The sequence below is a fragment of the Pseudomonas oryzihabitans genome, from assembly GCF_006384975.1.
In the GTDB taxonomy this organism is placed as follows: domain Bacteria; phylum Pseudomonadota; class Gammaproteobacteria; order Pseudomonadales; family Pseudomonadaceae; genus Chryseomonas; species Chryseomonas psychrotolerans_B.
In genome coordinates this window covers 4469024-4487060 of sequence record NZ_CP021645.1, presented here as the reverse complement: position 1 = coordinate 4487060, position 18037 = coordinate 4469024, and the positions used below count along the sequence as shown (strand labels likewise).

The 18037-nt window shown below is 67.1% G+C and carries 18 protein-coding genes and 1 pseudogene; 11 read left to right on the top strand and 8 right to left on the bottom strand.

All coding sequences use genetic code 11. From position 1 onward, the window contains the following. Positions 1-5 precede the first annotated feature (5 nt). The 4 genes from CCZ28_RS20165 to attM all read left to right on the top strand — a co-directional run bounded on the left by CCZ28_RS20165 (position 6) and on the right by attM (position 5095). A complete protein-coding gene (locus CCZ28_RS20165; RefSeq protein WP_140220573.1) occupies positions 6-1358 on the top strand; it encodes a sigma-54 interaction domain-containing protein in 1353 nt (450 codons plus the stop codon). Positions 1359-1520: 162 nt separating this feature from the next. Beyond that, entirely contained in the window at positions 1521-2669 is a 1149-nt protein-coding gene (locus CCZ28_RS20160; protein ID WP_140220572.1) for an iron-containing alcohol dehydrogenase, read from the top strand. A 51-nt stretch (positions 2670-2720) separates the two neighbouring features. Then, a complete protein-coding gene (gene gabD, locus CCZ28_RS20155) occupies positions 2721-4169 on the top strand; it encodes an NADP-dependent succinate-semialdehyde dehydrogenase (RefSeq protein ID WP_140220571.1) in 1449 nt (482 codons plus the stop codon). A 134-nt stretch (positions 4170-4303) separates the two neighbouring features. Next, positions 4304-5095 carry an AttM family quorum-quenching N-acyl homoserine lactonase gene (gene attM / locus CCZ28_RS20150; RefSeq protein ID WP_167509263.1) on the top strand — a complete coding sequence of 264 codons (792 nt, stop codon included), beginning with the start codon at positions 4304-4306 and terminating at the stop codon, positions 5093-5095. A 221-nt stretch (positions 5096-5316) separates the two neighbouring features. Here attM and CCZ28_RS20145 read toward each other — a convergent pair whose 3' ends face one another. After that, positions 5317-5802: an FKBP-type peptidyl-prolyl cis-trans isomerase gene (locus CCZ28_RS20145; RefSeq protein ID WP_058768114.1), complete on the bottom strand. Its 486-nt coding sequence runs from the start codon at positions 5800-5802 to the stop codon at positions 5317-5319. 225 nt (positions 5803-6027) lie between these two features. Here CCZ28_RS20145 and CCZ28_RS20140 point away from each other — a divergent pair, with 225 nt between their 5' ends. Continuing rightward, complete coding sequence (locus CCZ28_RS20140) at positions 6028-6756, top strand: GNAT family N-acetyltransferase (RefSeq protein WP_140220570.1); 729 nt, start codon at positions 6028-6030, stop codon at positions 6754-6756. After that, the gene (locus CCZ28_RS20135) at positions 6753-7553 is read left to right on the top strand and encodes a lysophospholipid acyltransferase family protein (protein WP_140220569.1); all 801 of its coding nucleotides are present in this window, start codon (positions 6753-6755) and stop codon (positions 7551-7553) included. The genes CCZ28_RS20140 and CCZ28_RS20135 overlap by 4 nt, the downstream gene beginning before the upstream one ends. Here the strand turns inward: CCZ28_RS20135 and CCZ28_RS20130 are convergent. Beyond that, complete coding sequence (locus CCZ28_RS20130; protein ID WP_140220568.1) at positions 7493-8083, bottom strand: ACP phosphodiesterase; 591 nt, start codon at positions 8081-8083, stop codon at positions 7493-7495. The genes CCZ28_RS20135 and CCZ28_RS20130 overlap by 61 nt on opposite strands. A 96-nt stretch (positions 8084-8179) precedes the next feature. Between CCZ28_RS20130 and CCZ28_RS20125 the strand changes: the two genes are divergently transcribed. Together CCZ28_RS20125 and CCZ28_RS20120 are read left to right on the top strand one after the other, a co-directional pair. After that, positions 8180-9139: a 2-hydroxyacid dehydrogenase gene (locus CCZ28_RS20125; protein WP_140220567.1), complete on the top strand. Its 960-nt coding sequence runs from the start codon at positions 8180-8182 to the stop codon at positions 9137-9139. Between the two features lie 28 nt (positions 9140-9167). After that, on the top strand, positions 9168-10169 hold the full coding sequence (locus CCZ28_RS20120) for a class I SAM-dependent methyltransferase (protein ID WP_140220566.1): 1002 nt from the start codon (positions 9168-9170) through the stop codon (positions 10167-10169). Positions 10170-10335: 166 nt separating this feature from the next. On the opposite strand, the gene CCZ28_RS20115 is transcribed toward CCZ28_RS20120, so the two are convergent. Further along, positions 10336-11157: a M48 family metallopeptidase gene (locus CCZ28_RS20115; RefSeq protein ID WP_140220565.1), complete on the bottom strand. Its 822-nt coding sequence runs from the start codon at positions 11155-11157 to the stop codon at positions 10336-10338. A gap of 145 nt (positions 11158-11302) precedes the next feature. Here CCZ28_RS20115 and CCZ28_RS25200 point away from each other — a divergent pair. Together CCZ28_RS25200 and CCZ28_RS25195 are read left to right on the top strand one after the other, a co-directional pair. Beyond that, positions 11303-12571, top strand: a pseudogene (locus tag CCZ28_RS25200) (HAMP domain-containing protein); the annotation flags it as partial. Between the two features lie 144 nt (positions 12572-12715). Beyond that, positions 12716-13429: a methyl-accepting chemotaxis protein gene (locus CCZ28_RS25195; protein ID WP_437179235.1), complete on the top strand. Its 714-nt coding sequence runs from the start codon at positions 12716-12718 to the stop codon at positions 13427-13429. 15 nt (positions 13430-13444) lie between these two features. Here CCZ28_RS25195 and CCZ28_RS20105 read toward each other — a convergent pair whose 3' ends face one another. The 3 genes from CCZ28_RS20105 to CCZ28_RS20095 are packed head-to-tail and all read right to left on the bottom strand — an operon-like array spanning position 13445 to position 14515. Further along, entirely contained in the window at positions 13445-14062 is a 618-nt protein-coding gene (locus tag CCZ28_RS20105) for an SOS response-associated peptidase (protein ID WP_140220563.1), read from the bottom strand. Between the two features lie 10 nt (positions 14063-14072). Beyond that, positions 14073-14333: a putative signal transducing protein gene (locus CCZ28_RS20100; RefSeq protein WP_140220562.1), complete on the bottom strand. Its 261-nt coding sequence runs from the start codon at positions 14331-14333 to the stop codon at positions 14073-14075. Further along, positions 14333-14515, bottom strand: coding sequence for a CPXCG motif-containing cysteine-rich protein (locus CCZ28_RS20095; RefSeq protein ID WP_140221401.1), 183 nt, complete (start codon positions 14513-14515; stop codon positions 14333-14335). The genes CCZ28_RS20100 and CCZ28_RS20095 overlap by 1 nt, the downstream gene beginning before the upstream one ends. 106 nt (positions 14516-14621) lie before the next feature. Here CCZ28_RS20095 and CCZ28_RS20090 point away from each other — a divergent pair, with 106 nt between their 5' ends. Next, positions 14622-15782, top strand: a complete 1161-nt coding sequence (locus CCZ28_RS20090; protein WP_140220561.1) for a 1-acyl-sn-glycerol-3-phosphate acyltransferase — start codon at positions 14622-14624, stop codon at positions 15780-15782. A gap of 58 nt (positions 15783-15840) precedes the next feature. Here CCZ28_RS20090 and CCZ28_RS20085 read toward each other — a convergent pair whose 3' ends face one another. Continuing rightward, on the bottom strand, positions 15841-16428 hold the full coding sequence (locus CCZ28_RS20085; protein ID WP_140220560.1) for a YajG family lipoprotein: 588 nt from the start codon (positions 16426-16428) through the stop codon (positions 15841-15843). A 120-nt stretch (positions 16429-16548) separates the two neighbouring features. Then, a complete protein-coding gene (gene adeC, locus CCZ28_RS20080) occupies positions 16549-18036 on the bottom strand; it encodes an AdeC/AdeK/OprM family multidrug efflux complex outer membrane factor (protein WP_140220559.1) in 1488 nt (495 codons plus the stop codon). Position 18037 lies beyond the last annotated feature (1 nt).

Sequence of the window (18037 nt, the reverse complement as noted above, 5' to 3'; positions counted from 1 at the left end):
GCCGTATGGATTTCAACGATCCAGGCTTCGCCGAACTGCTGGATGCCCTGCATGATGGCGTCTACATCACCGACCACGAGGGTCGCACCCTCAAGGTCAACCGAGCCTACGAACGCCTCACCGGATTGGACGGCAGCCAACTGGTCGGGCGCTGGATGCAGGATCTGGTGCGCGAGGGGGTGATCTCGCGCTCGGCCTCGCTCAAGGTGATCGCGGAGGGGCAGCCCTTCTCCCTGATGCAGCGCCTGGTCAACGGCAAGCAATTGCTGGTCAGTGCCTCGCCGATCTTTGCCGCCAGCGGCGAGATCCGCTATGTCATCAGCACCGTGCGCGACATGACCGAGTTGCTGCGCATGAAGCATGAGCGCGATGAACTGCAGCAACTCAAGCAGCTGCGCCACAGCACGGCGCAACTGCATGCGCGCCAGCTACCCTCCTCGCTGCTGAACGCCGGCGTGGCCACCGACGAGCTGTTCGACCTGGCCTATCGGGTCGCCGGTCGCGATGTGCGGGTGTTGCTGCAGGGCGAGACGGGGGTGGGCAAGACCCTGGTGGCCCAGTTCATCCACAACCAGAGCAGCCGCGCCGCCGAGCCCTTCCTGTCGCTCAATTGCGGCGCCCTGCCGGAACCCCTGGTCGAGGCCGAGCTGTTCGGCTATGCGCCGGGGGCCTTCACCGGTGCTTCGAGCAAGGGCAAGCGCGGCCTGCTGGAGCTGGCGAACCACGGCACGCTGTTCCTCGACGAGATCGGTGATCTGCCGCTGGCCTTGCAGGTCAAGCTGCTCAAGGTGCTGGAGGAAGGCCGCTTCATCCCGGTGGGCGGTCTCGAACTCAAGGAGGTCGATGTGCGGATCATCAGCGCCACGCACCGGGATCTCCAGCGCATGGTCGCGGCGGGCCAATTCCGCGCCGATCTCTTCTACCGCCTCAACGTGGTACCACTTTGCATTCCACCCCTGCGCGAGCGGCGCGATGAGATCCGTCCGCTGCTGGAGCATTACCTGGCACATTTCAACCAGCGCCATGGCCGGCAGTTGCACTGGAGCCTGGAGGCCCTGGAGCTGCTCGAACAGTACGCCTGGCCGGGCAACATCCGCGAGTTGATCAACGTGGTGGAGCGGCTGGTCGCCCTCTGCGTGGGCGAGCAGATCGGCAGCCTCGACCTGCCCAGCGAATGCCAGGCCCCGCTGCAAGACGACACCAATCCTCTCAGCCTGCGCCGCCTGCTCGAACGCACCGAGCGCCAGGCCATCGGCCAGGCCCTGCAACGCTTCAAGACCACCCGGCTGGCGGCCAAGGCCCTGGGCATCAGCCAGGCGACGGTAGTGCAGAAGATGAAGCGCTGGGAGCGCGATTAGCTTTCCGATCAAAGCCGGTCGTGGCGATTGGGAAACGATTCGCCAACTACGGGTGGCGATCCGCTCTGGCACCGGCCTGGCCAGGGCTGGCGCGGCTTGCGCAGTAGTGGCACGGCTTTGGCTATGACCGGGAGACCACCCACAAGAACAAGCAGGTATCCCATGTCCCTTTCCGCCTTCCGTATCGCCGGCCGGTTGCTGACCGGCACCGATGCACTGGACCGTCTGCCGCTCGAATTGAGCCGCCTGAACATCCACCATCCGCTGATCGTCACCGATGCCGTTCTGTTGCGCTCGGGCACGGTCGAGCACGTGATCCAGCGCCTGGAGGGCCGTGGCTACGGGGTCTACGACCGGGTCCAGCCCGAACCGGAGATCGCCATCGCCGAGGACTGCACCCAGGTCTATCGCGAGGGCGGCTACGACGGCCTGATCGGGGTCGGCGGCGGCAGCGCCATCGACATCGCCAAGAGCGTTGCCGCTTACGTCAACCATGACGGCCCGCTCGAAACGCTGTTCGGCACCGATCAGGTCAAGCGCAAGGGTCCGCCGCTGATCGCCATTCCCACCACCGCCGGGACCGGTTCCGAGGTGACCAACGTCGCGGTGCTGTCCGACAAGCAGGCCCACCTCAAGAAAGGCATAGCCTCGGATTTCCTGCTGCCCGACGTGGCCCTGGTCTCTCCGCTGATGACCCTGACCTGCCCGCGCGGGGTAACGGCGGCCAGTGGCGTCGACGCCCTGGTGCATGCCATCGAGGCCTATCTGTCGCTGAACGCCTCGGCGATCACCGATGCCCTGGCCCTCGGCGCGATCCGCCTGATCAGCCAGGCCCTGCCCAAGGCCTATGCCAATCCCGACCACCTGCAGGCTCGTGAAGACATGGCCAACGCCAGCCTGATGGCCGGCATGGCCTTCGGCAATGCCGGGGTCGCCGCCGTGCATGCCCTGGCCTATCCCCTGGGCGGACGTTTCAACATCGCCCATGGGGTGAGCAATGCGCTGCTGCTGCCCCACGTAATGGCCTGGAACAAGCTGGCTTGCCTGGAGCGCTTCCGCGACATCGCCGAGGCCATGGGCGAGACGGTGACCGGCCTGTCCGACCGGGAGGCCGCGGAGGTGGCGGTGGCGGCCATGCGCGCCCTGTGCGCCGCCGTGGAGATCCCCAAGGGAATGCGCGACTTCGCGGTGCCGGAAGAGGCCATTCCAGCCATGGCCGAGGAGGCCAGCAAGATCGACCGCCTGATGCGCAACAACCCGCGCAAGCTCAGCGTGAGCGACATCGAGCAGATCTATCGCGCTGCCTATTGATGCCGTCGGCGGCCCCGTGCCGCCCGCTCGTCCCTTGCCAAGGAGCCCCTAATGCAGCTCAAAGATGCTTCCCTGTTTCGCCAGCAAGCCTATGTCGACGGTGCCTGGATCGACGCCGACAGCGGCGCCACCGTCAGCGTGGACAACCCCGCCACCGGCGAGACCCTGGGCACCATTCCCAAGCTCGGCCGCGCCGAGACCAAGCGCGCCATCGACGCCGCCAACCGCGCCCTGCCGGCCTGGCGTGCCCTGACCGCCAAGGAGCGCTCGGCCAAGCTGCGTCGCTGGTACGAACTGCTGATCGAGAACCAGGACGACCTGGGCCGCCTGATGACCCTGGAGCAGGGCAAGCCGCTGGCCGAAGCCAAGGGCGAAATCGCCTATGCCGCCTCCTTCATCGAGTGGTTCGCCGAGGAAGCCAAGCGCATCTATGGCGACACCATCCCCGGCCACCAGGCCGACAAGCGCATCCTGGTGATCAAGCAGCCCATCGGCGTCACCGCCGCCATCACGCCGTGGAACTTCCCCACCGCGATGATCACCCGTAAAGCTGGGCCGGCCCTGGCCGCCGGTTGCACCATGGTCATCAAGCCCGCCAGCCAGACCCCGTATTCGGCGCTGGCCCTGGCCGAGCTGGCCGAGCGCGCCGGCATTCCCAAGGGCGTGCTGAGCGTGGTCACTGGTTCCGCCACCGAGATCGGTGCCGAGCTGACCGAGAGCCCCATCGTGCGCAAGCTGTCCTTCACCGGCTCCACCGAGATCGGTGCCAAGCTGATGGAACAGAGCGCGCCGACCATCAAGAAGCTGTCGCTGGAGCTGGGCGGCAACGCGCCCTTCATCGTCTTCGACGACGCCGACCTGGACAAGGCCGTGGAAGGCGCCATCGCCTCCAAGTACCGCAATGCCGGCCAGACCTGCGTTTGCGTCAACCGCCTCTACATCCAGGACGGGGTCTACGAGGCCTTCGCCGAGAAGTTCAAGGCCGCCGTGGCCAAGCTCAAGGTCGGTAACGGCTTGGAGGAAGGCGTGACCATCGGCCCGCTGATCGATACCAAGGCCGCCGCCAAGGTCCAGGAGCACATCGACGACGCCGTGAGCCAGGGCGCCAAGGTCATCGCTGGTGGCAAGGCCCACGCCAATGGCGGCAGCTATTTCGAGCCGACCATCCTCGCCGACGTGCCCAAGAGCGCCAAGGTGTCCAAGGAAGAGACCTTCGGCCCGCTGGCGCCGCTGTTCCGCTTCAAGGACGAGGCCGAGGTCATCGAGCTGGCCAACGACACCGAGTTCGGCCTGGCCTCCTACTTCTATGCCCGCGACCTGTCCCGCGTGTTCCGCGTGGCCGAGGCGCTGGAGTACGGCATGGTCGGCATCAACACCGGCCTGATTTCCAACGAAGTCGCCCCCTTCGGCGGCGTCAAGGCTTCGGGCCTGGGCCGTGAAGGCTCCAAGTACGGCATCGAGGACTACCTGGAGATCAAGTACCTCTGCCTGGGCGTCTAGCCGTTAGAACTGCAAGGCGCGGGGAACGGCCCGCGCGCGACCTGCCGCGATAGGCGGTGGGCAGGCACCACCTGGTTCGCCGTCCGTTTCGCGGCGACCTTCCGACAACAAGAGCTACCAAGAAGGAATGAACCATGACGGATATCCGACTCTACATGTTCCAATCGGGATCCCTGAGGTGCAAGGTCCATAACATCAAGATGAACCAGGGTAATGGCGCCGACTACGAAATCCCGGTGCCCTTCTACGTGCTGACCCATCCCCAGGGTCATACCATCATCGACGGCGGCAATGCCATCGAGGTGGCGACCGATCCCCGTGGCCACTGGGGCAGCATCTGCGACATCTACCAGCCGGTCCTGGCGCCTGACATGGGCTGCGTCGACCAGCTCAAGCGCATCGGTATCCGTCCGGAAGACGTGCGCTACGTACTGCAATCCCACCTGCACCTCGACCATACCGGCGCCATCGGTCGCTTCCCCAACGCCACCCATATCGTGCAGCGCCTGGAGTACCAATACGCCTTCGCCCCGGATTGGTTCGCCGCGGGCGGCTACATCCGCAAGGACTTCGACAAGCCCGGACTCAAGTGGTCCTTCCTCAATGGCCACGCCGACGACTTCTACGACCTCTATGGCGACGGCGTGCTGACCACGGTGTTCACCCCGGGGCACTCGCCCGGCCACCAGTCGATGCTGGTCCGGCTGCCCGAGAGCGGACCGTTACTGCTCACCATCGACGCCGCCTACACCACCGATCACTGGGACGAAAAGGCCCTGCCGGGCTTCCTCTCGTCGACCATCGATACCGTGCATTCGGTGCAGAAACTGCGACAGCTCGCGGAAAAGACCGGGGCGCGAGTGGTGACCGGGCACGACCCCGATGCCTGGCCGGAATTCCGGCAGGCGCCCGACTACTACGCCTGAGTGCAATCGCGGGGACGAAAGGCCGGATGACGGCCTATCGGTAGGGTGGAAAACCGCGCAGCGCTTTCCACGCGTTACCCGAAACCCAAGAGAGGCTCTTCAGCCCCCTCTCCCCCGGGAGAGGGTTGGGGTGAGGGCCGCCCGAACTCATACCGTCCAGAAACGACGACGCCCGTGCCGGCAAGACCGGACACGGGCGTCGTGGAAGCCTGTCGCCAGACTTAGTGGTGGTGACCACCTTCGCCATGGATATGGCCGTGGGAGATCTCTTCGTCGCTGGCGGCACGCACGTTGACCACCTTGACGGCGAAGTTCAGGCGCTGGCCAGCCAGGGGATGGTTGCCGTCGACGGTGACCTGGTCGCCGTCGATGTCACGCACGGTGACGATCTGCATGGCGCCGTCCGGGCCGGAGGCATGGAACTGCATGCCCACTTCCAGCTCGTCCACGCCTTCGAACATTTCCTTGCCCAGGGTGGCGACCAGCTCGGGGCTGTATTCGCCGTAGGCGTCTTCCGGCTCGATGGCGACCTTGAGTTCGTCACCGGCCTGCTTGCCGCTGAGGGCACGCTCCAAGCCAGGAATGATGTTACCCGCGCCTTGCAGGTAGACCAGCGGGGCACCGCCAGCGGAGCTGTCGATGACTTCACCGGCGTCGTTGGTCAGGGTGTAGTCGATGGATACCGCCGTGTTCGCCGCGATCTGCATGGCCAGAACCTTCATGCTGGGAAAAAATAGGATTGACGCATCAGTCTACGCGTCCAACCTAGCAATTGCGAATGCGTTCGGTCAGCCCAGTGGCGCGATGAGGCATCCGAACGGCGTCCCTGCAACCGTGACCGACCGCTCGTCACACAATCGCCATAGCGGCTTCACGGCGCTGTCATGCCGGCTACCTAGGGTTTGCTGCACACCCGTTGCAGGAGCCCTGCCATGCCGAGTCCCGTGTCCGCACCGCCCGCTCTCCGCGCCGAACGCCTGTCGACCGCGGCCGACATCCGCGCCGCCCAGCACCTGCGAGCAACCGTGTTCGGCAGTACCTATGGGGTGCATTTCGCCGACAACCTCGACCAGGACGCCTTCGATTCCCACTGCCTGCACCTGGGCGTGCGCGATCTGCGCAGCGGCGAGCTGATCGCCACCACGCGCCTGCTCGATGGGCGGCGCCGGACTCAGGTCGGCAGACTCTACAGCGAAAGCGAATTCCAGCTGGACGGCCTGGACGAGCTGCAAGGGCCGATCCTGGAAATCGGTCGCACCTGCGTCGCCAACGGGCACCGTACCGGCGCGGCCATCGCCCTGCTCTGGGCCGAATTGGCCGAGATCATGGACAGCGGCGGCTATCGCTACCTGATGGGTTGCGCCAGCGTGCCCATGTCCGACGGCGGCTTGCAGGCCGCCGCCCTGCTGCGCCAGGCCGCGCGTGACGAGCGCACCCCGGCGATCCGTGCCACGCCGCGCCGCCCGCTGCCCTTCGTCGCCGTACCGGACAACCTGGTGGTGCAGTTGCCGCCCTTGCTCAAGGCTTATCTGCGCCTGGGTGCCCAGGTCTGCGGCGCGCCCTGCTGGGACCCCGAGTTCGGCGTGGCCGATGTCTTCATCCTGCTGCAGCGCGAAGACCTCTGCCCGCGCTACGCGCGTCACTTCAAGGCCGCGGTATGAGGCGCGTGCGCCTCGCCATTCGTTTGCTGCCGGTGCTCGCTGCGCTACTGCTGGGGGCACTGTTCGCCCTCACGGTGGCGCTGGCGACGGCCCTCACCCGCCACCCCTGCCTGGTAGTGCGCCAGCACCTGACCCGACGCTTCTTCCAGGCCCTGAGCCGCGCGTTGCGCCTGCGGCTGGAGGTTCACGGCGCGCCGCCCCAGGGCACCCACCTGTGGCTAGCCAACCATGTGTCCTGGCTCGACATCGTCGGTCTCGGCAGTCTGCGGCCGCTGAGCTTCCTGTCCAAGGCGGAGGTGGCGGACTGGCCCTTCGCCGGCTGGCTGACCCGTCAGGCCGGTACCCTGTTCATCCAGCGTGGCGCCGAACGCGGCGATGTCTTGAGCGAAGCCCTGACGCACCGGCTGACCTCGGGGCTGTCACTGGCGCTCTTTCCCGAGGGCACCACCACCGACGGCAGCCAGCTCAGGACCTTCCACGGTCGCCTACTGAGCCCGGCCATCGCCACCGGCACCCCGCTGCAACCCGTAGCGCTGAGCTATTGGCGTGACGGCATCCGCGACCAGGGCGCGGCCTTCATCGGCGACGATGATCTGGTCAGCCACCTGCGCCGGCTGCTGGACAACGGCGGCACCACCCTGAGGATCGAATTCCTGCCGCCCGTGGCATGCCAGGACCGACCGCGCCAGGTGCTGGCCGGTCAGTGCCAGGCGGCCATCGCCGAGCGGCTGGGGATTCAGCCGATCAGCCGCGCCGCCGCGCGCTCGGCCGCGGCGAAGACCTGTAGCTGCGGATAGAAGCGGCGGAAGTCGTCCAGCAGGCCGTCATAGGCGGCCTCCAGTTCGGCGAAGGCCCCGGCCAGTAGTTCCGGTCGCGACAGCCGCCGCGCCATGCCCTCCACCACCCGCTCCAGCACGGCGAAGTCCCGGTAGCTGCCGAGCCAGTCCTGGCGCGCCATCACGGGAGCGATGCGGGCCAGGCGTGGCGGTAGCTCCGGCTCGTCGAGCAGGGTCCGATAGCAGTCCGCGACGAAACTCGGTAGGGACTGGTCGGCGTAATCGTGCCAGAGCCGCGCCAGGCAGTGATCGAAGAACACATCCACCAGCAGCCCGGCCACCCGCCGCCGCGCCGCGGGCAGGCGCGCCTTGGCCTGGGCCACCTGGGGATGGTCATCGGTATAGACGTCGATGCGCCGATGCAGGCGGATGCCAGCGGCGATGCCTGCCGGCCAGGCATCCGGCGAGCCCTTGACGAAATCGCCATAGAGGCTGCCGAGTCGATCCTCGCGGCCAGGCCCGCCGAGGTGCAGATGAGCGAGATAATTCATCCCTCCAGCATACCCCAGCCCAACCCCGCCGGTTTTCCTGGACGACCCGCGGCTGCTAGGCTCGGACTCCATCCTTTCGCTCACGCTGGAGTCGTCATGCCCGTTCGCGCCGTGTTCCTCGACTATGCCTCCCTCGACCTGGGTGATCTGGATCTGGCTCCACTGCGCGCCGTGTTCGATGAACTTGAGCTGCATGACGCCACGGCACCGGCGGAGGTGGCCGCTCGGCTGGCCGGGGCGCAGGTAGCCATCGTCAACAAGGTGGTGCTGGACGCTGCGGTCCTGGCCGCCTGCCCGGCGCTGGAACTGGTCCTGGTGACCGCTACCGGCACCAACAACATCGACCTGGAAGCGGCCCGCGCCCAGGGCGTGCGGGTCTGCAACTGCCAGGGCTATGGCACGCCTGCCGTCGCCCAGCACACCCTGGCCCTGCTGCTGGCCCTGGCGACGCGACTGCCGGACTACCAGGCGGACGTGCGCGCCGGCCGCTGGCAGAGCGCCAGTCGCTTCTGCCTGCTGGATCACCCCATCGTCGAACTGGAGGGCAAGACCCTCGGCCTGCTCGGCCTGGGCGAATTGGGCAGCGCGGTGCAGCGCCTGGCCGAAGCCTTCGGCATGCGAACCCTGGTGGGCCAGTTGCCCGGCCGGCCGGCGCGCCCGGGTAGTCTGCCGCTGGCCGAGTTACTGCCGCAGGTGGACGCCCTGACCCTGCACTGCCCGCTCACCGAGCAGACCCGTGGCCTGCTCGGGGCCGCCGAACTGGCGGCGATGAAGCCCACCGCCTTCCTGGTCAACACCGCACGCGGCGGCATCGTCGACGAACAGGCCCTGGCCGATTGCCTCAGACGCGGCCACCTGGGCGGCGCCGCCACCGACGTGCTCACGGTGGAACCCCCGCGCGAGGGCAATCCGCTGCTGGCCGGCGACATTCCGCGGCTGATCGTCACGCCGCACAACGCCTGGGGCAGCCGCGAGGCCCGCCAGCGCATCGTCGCCCAGCTCACTGAAAACGCCCGCGGCCATTTCGCCGGCACACCGCAGCGGGTGGTCTGCTAAAGTTCGCGCTTTTTCGCCAGGTAGCCCCATGGATCCGCGCAGCGAAGTCCTTCTCCGTCACCCCGAGCGCTTCGGCGGCGCCTTGCTGCTGGCCGGGCTACCGGCCGACGATCTGCTCGGCGCCCTGCCCGCGGCACGGGGCTGGAGTTGGCATGCCGGCGAGGCGGACTACCTGGCCAAGCGCTATCCAGAGCGCAGCCACTTCGGCATCGAGCCGCCACCGGGCGACTTCGCTGGCGCCGTGCTGTTCTTGCCCAAATCCCGCGAAGCCACCGACTTCCTGCTCACCGCCCTGACCCGCCGGCTGCCCGCCGATGGCCACCTCTATCTGGTGGGTGAGAAGAAAGCCGGCATCGAGCGCGCTGCCCGCCAACTGGGCGCCTTCGGCCCGGCCAGCAAGCTCGACAGCGCCCGGCATTGCCAGCTATGGCTAGTGCAGGGGCCGCGCAGCGAAGCCGACCCGCGCCCGGAGGCCTGGCTGCAACGCCAGCGCCTGGCGCAAGCCGGCCTGGAATTGGACATCCTCAGCCTGCCGGGCGTGTTCAGCCACGGTCGGCTGGACGTGGGCACGGCGCTGCTGCTGGAGCATCTGGAGGCTCTACCCGAGGGCACGGTGCTGGACTTCGGTTGCGGCGCCGGCGTGGTCGGCGCGGCCCTGGCCCGACGCTATCCCGCCAGCACCCTGCACCTCCTGGACGTGGACGCCTTCGCCGTCGCCAGCAGTCGCCAGACCCTGGCAGCCAATGGCCTGGCCGGAACGGTAAGCGCCGGGGACGGCATCGCCGCGGCGCCCACCGGGCTGGCCGCCATCGTCAGCAATCCGCCCTTCCACAGCGGCGTGAAGACCGACTACCGCACCACCGAAACCTTGCTCGCCGAAGCCGTACGCCACCTGCGGCCCGGCGGCGAGCTGCGCCTGGTGGCCAACAGCTTCCTGCGCTATCCACCGCTGATCGAGGCCGCCTTCGGCAATTGCCGCACCCTGGCCGAGCGCGACGGCTTCAAGGTCTATAGCGCACGGCGGCGCTAGCCCGGGCAATGTTGGGCTTCGCTGCGCTCAACCCAATCTCCAGCAGCAGCCGTAGACAAGTCGCAGTTGAACCCGAGCAGTGGTGCCCCCCTGCACCAAAGCAGCCCCCTCTCCCTCCGGGAGAGGGTTGGGGTGAGGGATCCCCCAGCCCCAGGAGCAAAAGACCTCAGCCCTTCTTCGCCGCCTCGTACAGCGGCATCACCTTGGGAATCGCCGCCTGCAAGGCCTTGGTGCGATTGGCGTCCGAGGGGTGGGTGCTGAGGAATTCCGCCGGCTGCTTACCCTGGCTGGCCTGGGCCATCTTCTGCCAGAGGGTGATGGCGGCGTTGGGGTTGTAGCCGGCGCGGGCCGCCAGTTCCAGGCCGATCAGATCGGCCTCGTTCTCGTTGCCGCGGCTGAACGGCAGGGTCAGGGCCACCTGGGACACCTGGTCCGCCAGCTGCATGCCCCCCTGGCCAAGGCCCAGCAGGGAGCCCCCGAGGTTCTCGCCCATCTGGATGGCATAGGCCCGCGACATCTGCTCGCGGCTGTGCTCGCGCAAGGCGTGGGCGATCTCGTGGCCCATCACCGCGGCCAGTTCGTCGTCGGTCAGCTTGAGCTGATCGATGAGCCCGCTGTAGACGAAGATCTTGCCGCCCGGCCCGCAGTTGGCGTTGAGCTCATCACTCTCGACCAGATTCACCTGCCAGTCCCAGTTCACCGCATCCGGGCGGAAGGCCGCGGTCTGCGGGATCAGCCGCTTGGCGATGGCGGCGACGCGCTTGCCGTCGGCGCTGTCGTTGGCCAGCTTGCCCGCCGCCTTGGCTTCGCTCACCGTCTTGGCATAGGACTGGGCGTACATCTGATTGACTTGTTGCTCGGACAACATGCTGAACATGTATTGCTTGCGCTGCACCCCGACCGCGCCACCCGAAGTGGTGTTGACGGTCTGGCAGGCGACCAGCAGCAGACTTAAGGACAGGCCCGCGAGGGGAAGGATACGGCGCATGGAAATCTCCAGGTATCGAGGCGGTTACAGGATAGAGAGGCCCGGCGGGACCGGCAACGTGCCGTCCATCCCTGACGAGCAGCTATCAGGTGGCGCGCCTTTTGGACGATAAACCTGCGCAACCTAGGCCAATGGAGTGCCATCGATGTCTTTCCGCTCAGTCCGTACGAGCATTACGCTTTTGTCTGGCAGTTGCGTCCTCGCCGTCGTCATGGCGCTGGTGGGCTACGGCCTCTTCGCCGGGATGCGTACCCAAAGCCTGGTGGATACCCATACCACGGTACTCGCCGAACGCGGCGCCCAGGCCCGGCTGGATGCCCAGGCCCAGGCGATCGCGGGCGCCCTGAAGCAGAAGCTGGAGCTGCCGCTGACCATTGCCCGCGGCATCGCCCAGCTCAACGCCCAGACGGCTCCCACGGCCGAACGTCCGCTCCATGTCGATCGCGACGGTCTTTCCAACCTGCTCCAGCAGACCCTGCTGGACAACCCGGAGTTGCTCGACGTCTACGCCGGCTGGGAGCCCAATGCCTTCGATGGCCAGGACGCCCAGTACGCCGGACGCAGCGAGGCCGGCTACGATGCCACGGGCCGCTTCATGCCCTGGTGGTACCGCAAGCCCGACGGCAGCCTGAAGGTAGAGCCCCTGGGGCCGACCATGGAAAGCCAGACCATCCTGCCCACCGGGGTCCGCGAGGGTGAGTACTATCTCTGCCCGCGGCAGAGCCTCAAGCCCTGCATCGTCGATCCGGCGCCCTATGAGATGAATGGGCAGAAGATCCTGATGTCGTCCTTCAACGTGCCCATCCTGGTGCAGGGGGCCTTCAAGGGCGTGGTGGGTGCCGATCTCTCCCTGGCCTTCATCCAGGAGCAACTCAAGCAAGCCAACGCCGGCCTCTATCAGGGCGCCGGCAGCATGGCGCTGGTCGCCAGCCATGGCACCCTGGTGGCCTACACCCGGGATAGCCAGGTCCTCGGCCAGCCCGCTGTCCAGGTGCTCGGTGACGCAGCCAAGGACCTGGCGCAACTCGCCGCGGGCGTGACCAATCGCTTCGATAGCCAGCACGATCTCTACCAGGTGTATCTGCCGCTGCGCATGGGCGGCGACGCCAGCGCCTGGACGCTGATCCTGCAACTGCCCCGCTCAGCGGTACTCAGCGACCTGCAACAATTGCAGCAGGCGCTCGGCGAGCAGCGCCGCAGCGACCTGATCGGCATGCTGCTGGTTGGCTTGGCCGTGGCGGGTGGCGGCCTGGTGCTGCTGTGGCTGGTCAGCCTGCGCATCGCCCGGCCCCTGCGGCAGATGGTGGGCATGCTGGACGACATCGCCCAGGGCGACGGTGACCTCACCCGCCGCCTGACGGTGAACCGCCGCGACGAACTCGGCGCCATCGCCGCGGGCTTCAACGCCTTCCTGGATTCGCTGCAGGGCCTCATCGGTCAGCTGGTGAATTCGGTCCGCGAGGTGAATACCGCCGCCACCCAGACCTCGGCCATCGCCCAGCGCACCCGTGACGGCGTCCAGCGCCAGCTCCAGGAGATCGACCAGGTGGCCACCGCCATGCAGGAGATGACCGCCACCGCCCAGGATGTCGCCAGCAACGCCGGGCGTGCCGCCCAGGCCGCGACCCAGGCCGACCAGGCCGTCGGTGAAGGCCAGCGCGTGGTACAGCAGAACGTGCACGACTGCGCCACCCTCGCCCAGGAGATCGAGCGCGCGGTAACCCAGGTGCGCCTGGTGGCCGACGACAGCGAAAACATCGGCTCCATCCTCACCACCATCAACGGCATCGCCGAACAGACCAACCTGCTGGCGCTCAACGCCGCCATCGAGGCGGCGCGCGCCGGCGAGCAGGGCCGCGGCTTCGCCGTGGTGGCCGATGAGGTACGCAGCCTGGCGCAGAAGACCCAGGTCGCCACCGGTGAGATCCAGACCATGATCCAGCGCCTGCAGAGCGGCACCCGCGAGACCGTGGCGGTGATGCAGAACAGTCGCACCCACACCGGCAAGCAGGTGGAACAGACCCAGGCGGCCAGCCGCGCGTTGGAGGCCATCCTCGCCGCCGTCGGCGAGATCACCGAGATGAATCTGCAGATCGCCAGTGCGGCCGAGGAGCAAAGCGCCGTGGCCGAAGACATCAACCGCAACGTGGTCAACATCGGCCAGGCCGCCAACGGCGTGCACGAGCAGGCCGATCAGGCCTCTCGCGCCGGTGGCCACCTGAGCGCACTGGCCGAGCGGCAAAGGCAGCTGGCGGCGCGCTTCAAGGTCTGACGACGAGGCCTGGGGCTAGAGCGGCGTCAGGCACTCAGGCCCGTCCACCTCGGGCCGGTTGACGATATCGGCGAGCACCCGCTCGCGCAGCGGCATGCCGCCGGCGGCGAGCAGGGTCTGCAAGGCCTCGGGCGGACTGTCCGGGTCGAGCCAGAGCTCTCGTGCTGGCGCGTCGAGCAGTATCGGCCGCCGCAGCGGGCCGGCCGCCTGGGTGACCATGGCCACCGACAGCCAGACCTGGTCTCCGGCCGGGTAGGCTTCCCAGAGCGCCGCAAACCAGGCCAGCGGCTCGCCGTTGAGCATCCAGAAGGGACGCTTGCGATGGGTGCCGCGCCATTCGTAGAAACCATTGGCCGGCAGCAGGCAACGCCGCAGGCGAAAGGCCTCGCGGAACATCGGCTGGGTGGCCAGGCTTTCGGCGCGGGCGTGGGTGGGGGTACGGGAAAAATCGGTGAGCCAGGGCGGGGTCAGCCCCCAGCGGCCGCTGTCGACGCGCTCGCCCTCCGCCATGCGCCGCTGCAAGAGCACCTGCTGGTGGGGCGAGATGTTCCAGCGGGGCGGATGCCGCTCGGGAAAACCAGGCAGGGCGGCGAATTCGGCGGGCCAGCGGAACAGGGCGTAGCGTCCGGACATGAAAACCTTTCTAGCAAACCAGAGTGCCCTGCTCCGACGAATGATCCTCTCCCGGCAGGGGCGTGGCGGCATTGTACGCGGCGATCAAGGCCTGCGCCCGCGCCGCCTCCTCATCCTCGACCAGCAGGCCGAGCAGGCCCACCGCCGGCAGGTCGCCGATGCCGCCCAGTAAATGGCGACCGGCGAGGAAGCCGCTGATGCCTTCGCTGGCCAGCACCGCCAGGAGCAGCTCGGCCTCGTGCAGGGAGGCCGGCTCGTAGATGCGCCGCATCAATCGTCCTCCCGGCGAACCTCGAGGTTCCAGTCCTCGCCATCGGTGTGCAGGCCGAAGCGGATCGGTCGGCAACAGACGGCGCAGTCCTCGTAGTAGTCCTGGTCACCGCCGCTGAGATCGAGCACCACCTCGCCCGGTTCACCGCAATAGGGGCAATCGTATTCCTGGCTTTCCAGCATCTGCACCTTCTCCTCGACCACCACCTACCGCCCATCCAGCCCCTGGCGCTTGCATCTGGCGTCACGCGCTCTACTATGGCCGCCGGAATTTCTACAAGAGAACACCATGGGCGAGTTCGAAGCCATTCGACCCTATAACGACGCGGAAGTCCCCGGGGTTCTGGCCCGCCTGATCGACGACGACCACTTCATCGCCATCCTGTCCGGCTACCGCTTTCCGCGGCTGTCCAAGGGACTCGGCTGGCTGGTACGCCCCATGCTGCGTACCCGCCTGCGCCAGGAGCTGGGCGAGATCCGCAGCGTCGCGGCCCTGCAGGACAAGCTCGAACCCTATGTGGATCGCGCCATCGAGAAGGCCTCGGACGGCGTGACCTACTCGGGCATCGACCGCCTGCGCAGTGGCCGTGCCTATCTGTTCCTGGCCAACCACCGCGACATCGTGATGGACCCGGCTTTCGTCAACTATGCCGTCTACCACGCCGGTCTGCCAACGCCGCGCATCGCCATCGGCGACAACCTGCTGCAGAAGCCCTTCGTCAGCGACCTGATGCGGCTGAACAAGAGCTTCATCGTGCACCGCTCCATCAGCGGTCGGCGCGAGAAGCTGGCGGCCTACCAGCAGCTGTCCGCCTACATCAATCATTCGATCCGCCAGGATGGCCAGTCCATCTGGATCGCCCAGGCCGAGGGCCGGGCCAAGGACGGCGACGACCGTACCGATTCGGCCATCCTCAAGATGTTCCACATGAGCTGCAAGGACGAACCCTTCGCCGAGTTGGTCAAGGCGTTGAATATCGTCCCGGTGTCCATCAGCTACGAATTCGACCCCTGCGACCAGGCCAAGGCCCGCGAACTGCACATCCGCGCCACCACCGGCAGCTACACCAAGGCACCGGGCGAGGACGACGTCAGCATCGCCCTGGGCATCACCGGCTACAAGGGCCGGGTGCACGTGGCCTTCGGCGAGCCGGTCAGTGGCGAGTTCGAAGACGCCAAGGCGCTGGCCCAGGAGATGGATCGGCAGATCCTCGGCCACTACCGGCTGTTCCCGGCCAGCTACCTGGCCTATGCCGCCTGGGAAGGCCGCGACCCGGAGCTGGTCGTGCCCGCCGTGGACGCGCTGTTTCCGACCGAAGAAATCGAAGTCGCCCGTGCCGAGTGGGAAAGACGCCTGGCCGAGTGCCCGGCGGAATACCGCGCGCAGCTGGTGCGCCAATATGCCCAGCCGGTGCTGAACAAATACCGGGTAGCGGCTGGTCTGGAATAGCGGCTAACTGCCCATGAAAAAGCCCGGCCAATGCCGGGCTTTTTCATGGGCGATGGACTCAGTGACCGCTGAGTACCTGCACCACGGTCGGATCCTTGAACACCCGGGTCAGGGCATCGCTCAGGACGTCGCTGACCAGCTTGGTGTTGGCCTCGGCATTGGGCGCCATGCCGAAGCGCTGGTCCAGGCTCGCGCTGTAGCGGCCCCGGTAGCTGCGCTGGCTGTTGCCCACGTCGACCTGGAAGGTCGCCCCGACGCTGGACGAGGTGACGTACAACTCCTTGGGCGACTGGTAGCTGAGATCGGCCAGGGTCAGGGTCAGGCGGGGCGCACCCGGCCCGGCATTCGGCGAGGGGGTGAAGCCCATCTCGCGCACGGCCTTGTCGGCGGCGGCCTGCAGTTTGGGAATCACGTCTTGCGTCTGTACCACCACCACGCTGGTGTCGGGATAGAGGCCGCCGCGGGTGCCCAGGGTGAAGGAGGAGCGACCGTCGACCACCCGGACCGAAACCGGCTGGCCCTGACCGACCGGAGCGATGGGCGCGGTGATCTGGGGTTGCGGACTCAATTGCTGGGGGCTGCTGGCACAACCGGCCAGGGTCAGACCAGCGGCGGCGAGCAGGCCAAGCAACAGGCGATAGCGCATGCAAAGACTCCGGAAAAAGGGGACAGGGCGCAGTATACCCAGCCCCTAACCGGCGTCGATAGACGCAAGGCCCCCAGGGCAAACCGCCTGCACGGGGCAGGCGGTTGTTCGACCAAGACCTTAGGGTTGCGCCGCCAAGGGCGGCCGCGTCTGGCTGTGCTCCAGCCAGCCACCGCCGAGCGCCTTGTACAGGGTGACCGAGCTGTTGAGCTGATTCAGTCGATCGGTGATCAGCTGCTGCTGGGAGCTGTACAGCGAGCGCTGGGCGTCGAGTACCGTGAGGTAGTTGTCGATCCCCTGGCGATAGCGCAGGTTGGCCAGGTCATAGTACTCCTGGCTGGCCTGCACCAGGTCCCGCTGGGCCTGGAGCTGATCGTCGTAGGTGCCTTTGGCAGCCAGGGCATCGGCCACTTCGCGGAAGGCGGTCTGGATCGACTTCTCGTAGGTGGTGATATTGATGTCCTTCTGGATCTTGGCCGCATCCAGGCTGGCCTTGAGGCTGCCAGCGGTGAAGATCGGGATGCTGATGCTCGGCGAGAAGGTCCAGTAGCCCGAACCGCCCTTGAACAGGCCATCCAGGTCACGACTGGCGGTACCACCCTGGGCGGTCAGGCTGATGCGCGGGAAGAACGCCGCGCGCGCCGCGCCGATATTGGCGTTGGCGGCGCGCAGTTGCAGCTCGGACTGAAGGATGTCCGGACGCTTCTGCAAGAGATCCGACGGCAGGTTGGCCGGCAGCTCGGCGAGCAGGTCGTTGCCATCCAGGCCCTTGCCCTGGGGCAGGTCCGCCGGGATCGAGGTGCCCAGCAGCAGGGCCAGGGCGTTGCGATCCTGGGCCACCTGGCGGGTGTATTGCGCCAGGTTCGCCCGCGCCCCTTCCAGGGCGGTACGCGCCTGGCGCAGGTCCAGGCCGCTGGCCACCCCGTTGTCGACCGTCTGTTGGGTCAGGTCGTAGGAGCGTTGGTAAGCCGCCAAGGTCTCGCGGGTCAGTTGCAGCATGCGCTGATCGGTGAGCCAGGCGTAGTAGGCATTGGCCACTTCCGACACCAGCGAGATCTGGGTGCTGCGGCGCCCTTCAGCGGTGGCGAAGTAGTTGAACAGTGCCTGCTCGTTCAGGCTACGCAAACGGCCGAACAGGTCCAGTTCGTAGGAGGTGAAGCCCAGGGTGACGCTGTACTGGCTGCCAATGGAACCGCCTGGACTGCCCGCCTGGGGATTCAGGATCTGCTGAATCGCCGCAGCGGTACTCAGATCCGCTGGGGTGCGGGTACGACTGCCGGTGCCGCTCACGCTGATGTCGGGAAAGAGTTCGGCCCGCTGCACGCGATACTGCGCCTGGTACAGCCGCACGTTCAGCGCGGCCTGGCGCAGGTCACGGTTGTTGTCCAGCGATAGCTGGATCAGCCGCTGCAAGGCCGGGTCGCGATAGAAGTCGCGCCAGCCGATGTCGGCGGCCTGCTGGTCGCGGTTCACCGTCAGGGCGTCGTAGGCCTGGCCATGGGGCCAGGCATTCTCGACCGGCGCAGTGGGCCGCTGGTAATCGGGGATCAGGGTGCAGCCGGAAACGGCCAGCGTACCCATGATCATCGCCAAGACAGACTTCTTCATA

What these genes read in the sequence shown, in the direction of transcription:
- CCZ28_RS20165 (WP_140220573.1), top strand. Translation starts at nt 6, where the DNA reads ATGGATTTCAACGATCCAGGCTTCGCCGAACTGCTGGATGCCCTGCAT.
- CCZ28_RS20160 (WP_140220572.1), top strand. Translation starts at nt 1,521, where the DNA reads ATGTCCCTTTCCGCCTTCCGTATCGCCGGCCGGTTGCTGACCGGCACC.
- gabD (WP_140220571.1), top strand. Translation starts at nt 2,721, where the DNA reads ATGCAGCTCAAAGATGCTTCCCTGTTTCGCCAGCAAGCCTATGTCGAC.
- attM (WP_167509263.1), top strand. Translation starts at nt 4,304, where the DNA reads ATGACGGATATCCGACTCTACATGTTCCAATCGGGATCCCTGAGGTGC.
- CCZ28_RS20145 (WP_058768114.1), bottom strand. Translation starts at nt 5,802, where the DNA reads ATGCAGATCGCGGCGAACACGGCGGTATCCATCGACTACACCCTGACC.
- CCZ28_RS20140 (WP_140220570.1), top strand. Translation starts at nt 6,028, where the DNA reads ATGCCGAGTCCCGTGTCCGCACCGCCCGCTCTCCGCGCCGAACGCCTG.
- CCZ28_RS20135 (WP_140220569.1), top strand. Translation starts at nt 6,753, where the DNA reads ATGAGGCGCGTGCGCCTCGCCATTCGTTTGCTGCCGGTGCTCGCTGCG.
- CCZ28_RS20130 (WP_140220568.1), bottom strand. Translation starts at nt 8,083, where the DNA reads ATGAATTATCTCGCTCATCTGCACCTCGGCGGGCCTGGCCGCGAGGAT.
- CCZ28_RS20125 (WP_140220567.1), top strand. Translation starts at nt 8,180, where the DNA reads ATGCCCGTTCGCGCCGTGTTCCTCGACTATGCCTCCCTCGACCTGGGT.
- CCZ28_RS20120 (WP_140220566.1), top strand. Translation starts at nt 9,168, where the DNA reads ATGGATCCGCGCAGCGAAGTCCTTCTCCGTCACCCCGAGCGCTTCGGC.
- CCZ28_RS20115 (WP_140220565.1), bottom strand. Translation starts at nt 11,157, where the DNA reads ATGCGCCGTATCCTTCCCCTCGCGGGCCTGTCCTTAAGTCTGCTGCTG.
- CCZ28_RS25195 (WP_437179235.1), top strand. Translation starts at nt 12,716, where the DNA reads ATGCAGGAGATGACCGCCACCGCCCAGGATGTCGCCAGCAACGCCGGG.
- CCZ28_RS20105 (WP_140220563.1), bottom strand. Translation starts at nt 14,062, where the DNA reads ATGTCCGGACGCTACGCCCTGTTCCGCTGGCCCGCCGAATTCGCCGCC.
- CCZ28_RS20100 (WP_140220562.1), bottom strand. Translation starts at nt 14,333, where the DNA reads ATGCGGCGCATCTACGAGCCGGCCTCCCTGCACGAGGCCGAGCTGCTC.
- CCZ28_RS20095 (WP_140221401.1), bottom strand. Translation starts at nt 14,515, where the DNA reads ATGCTGGAAAGCCAGGAATACGATTGCCCCTATTGCGGTGAACCGGGC.
- CCZ28_RS20090 (WP_140220561.1), top strand. Translation starts at nt 14,622, where the DNA reads ATGGGCGAGTTCGAAGCCATTCGACCCTATAACGACGCGGAAGTCCCC.
- CCZ28_RS20085 (WP_140220560.1), bottom strand. Translation starts at nt 16,428, where the DNA reads ATGCGCTATCGCCTGTTGCTTGGCCTGCTCGCCGCCGCTGGTCTGACC.
- adeC (WP_140220559.1), bottom strand. Translation starts at nt 18,036, where the DNA reads ATGAAGAAGTCTGTCTTGGCGATGATCATGGGTACGCTGGCCGTTTCC.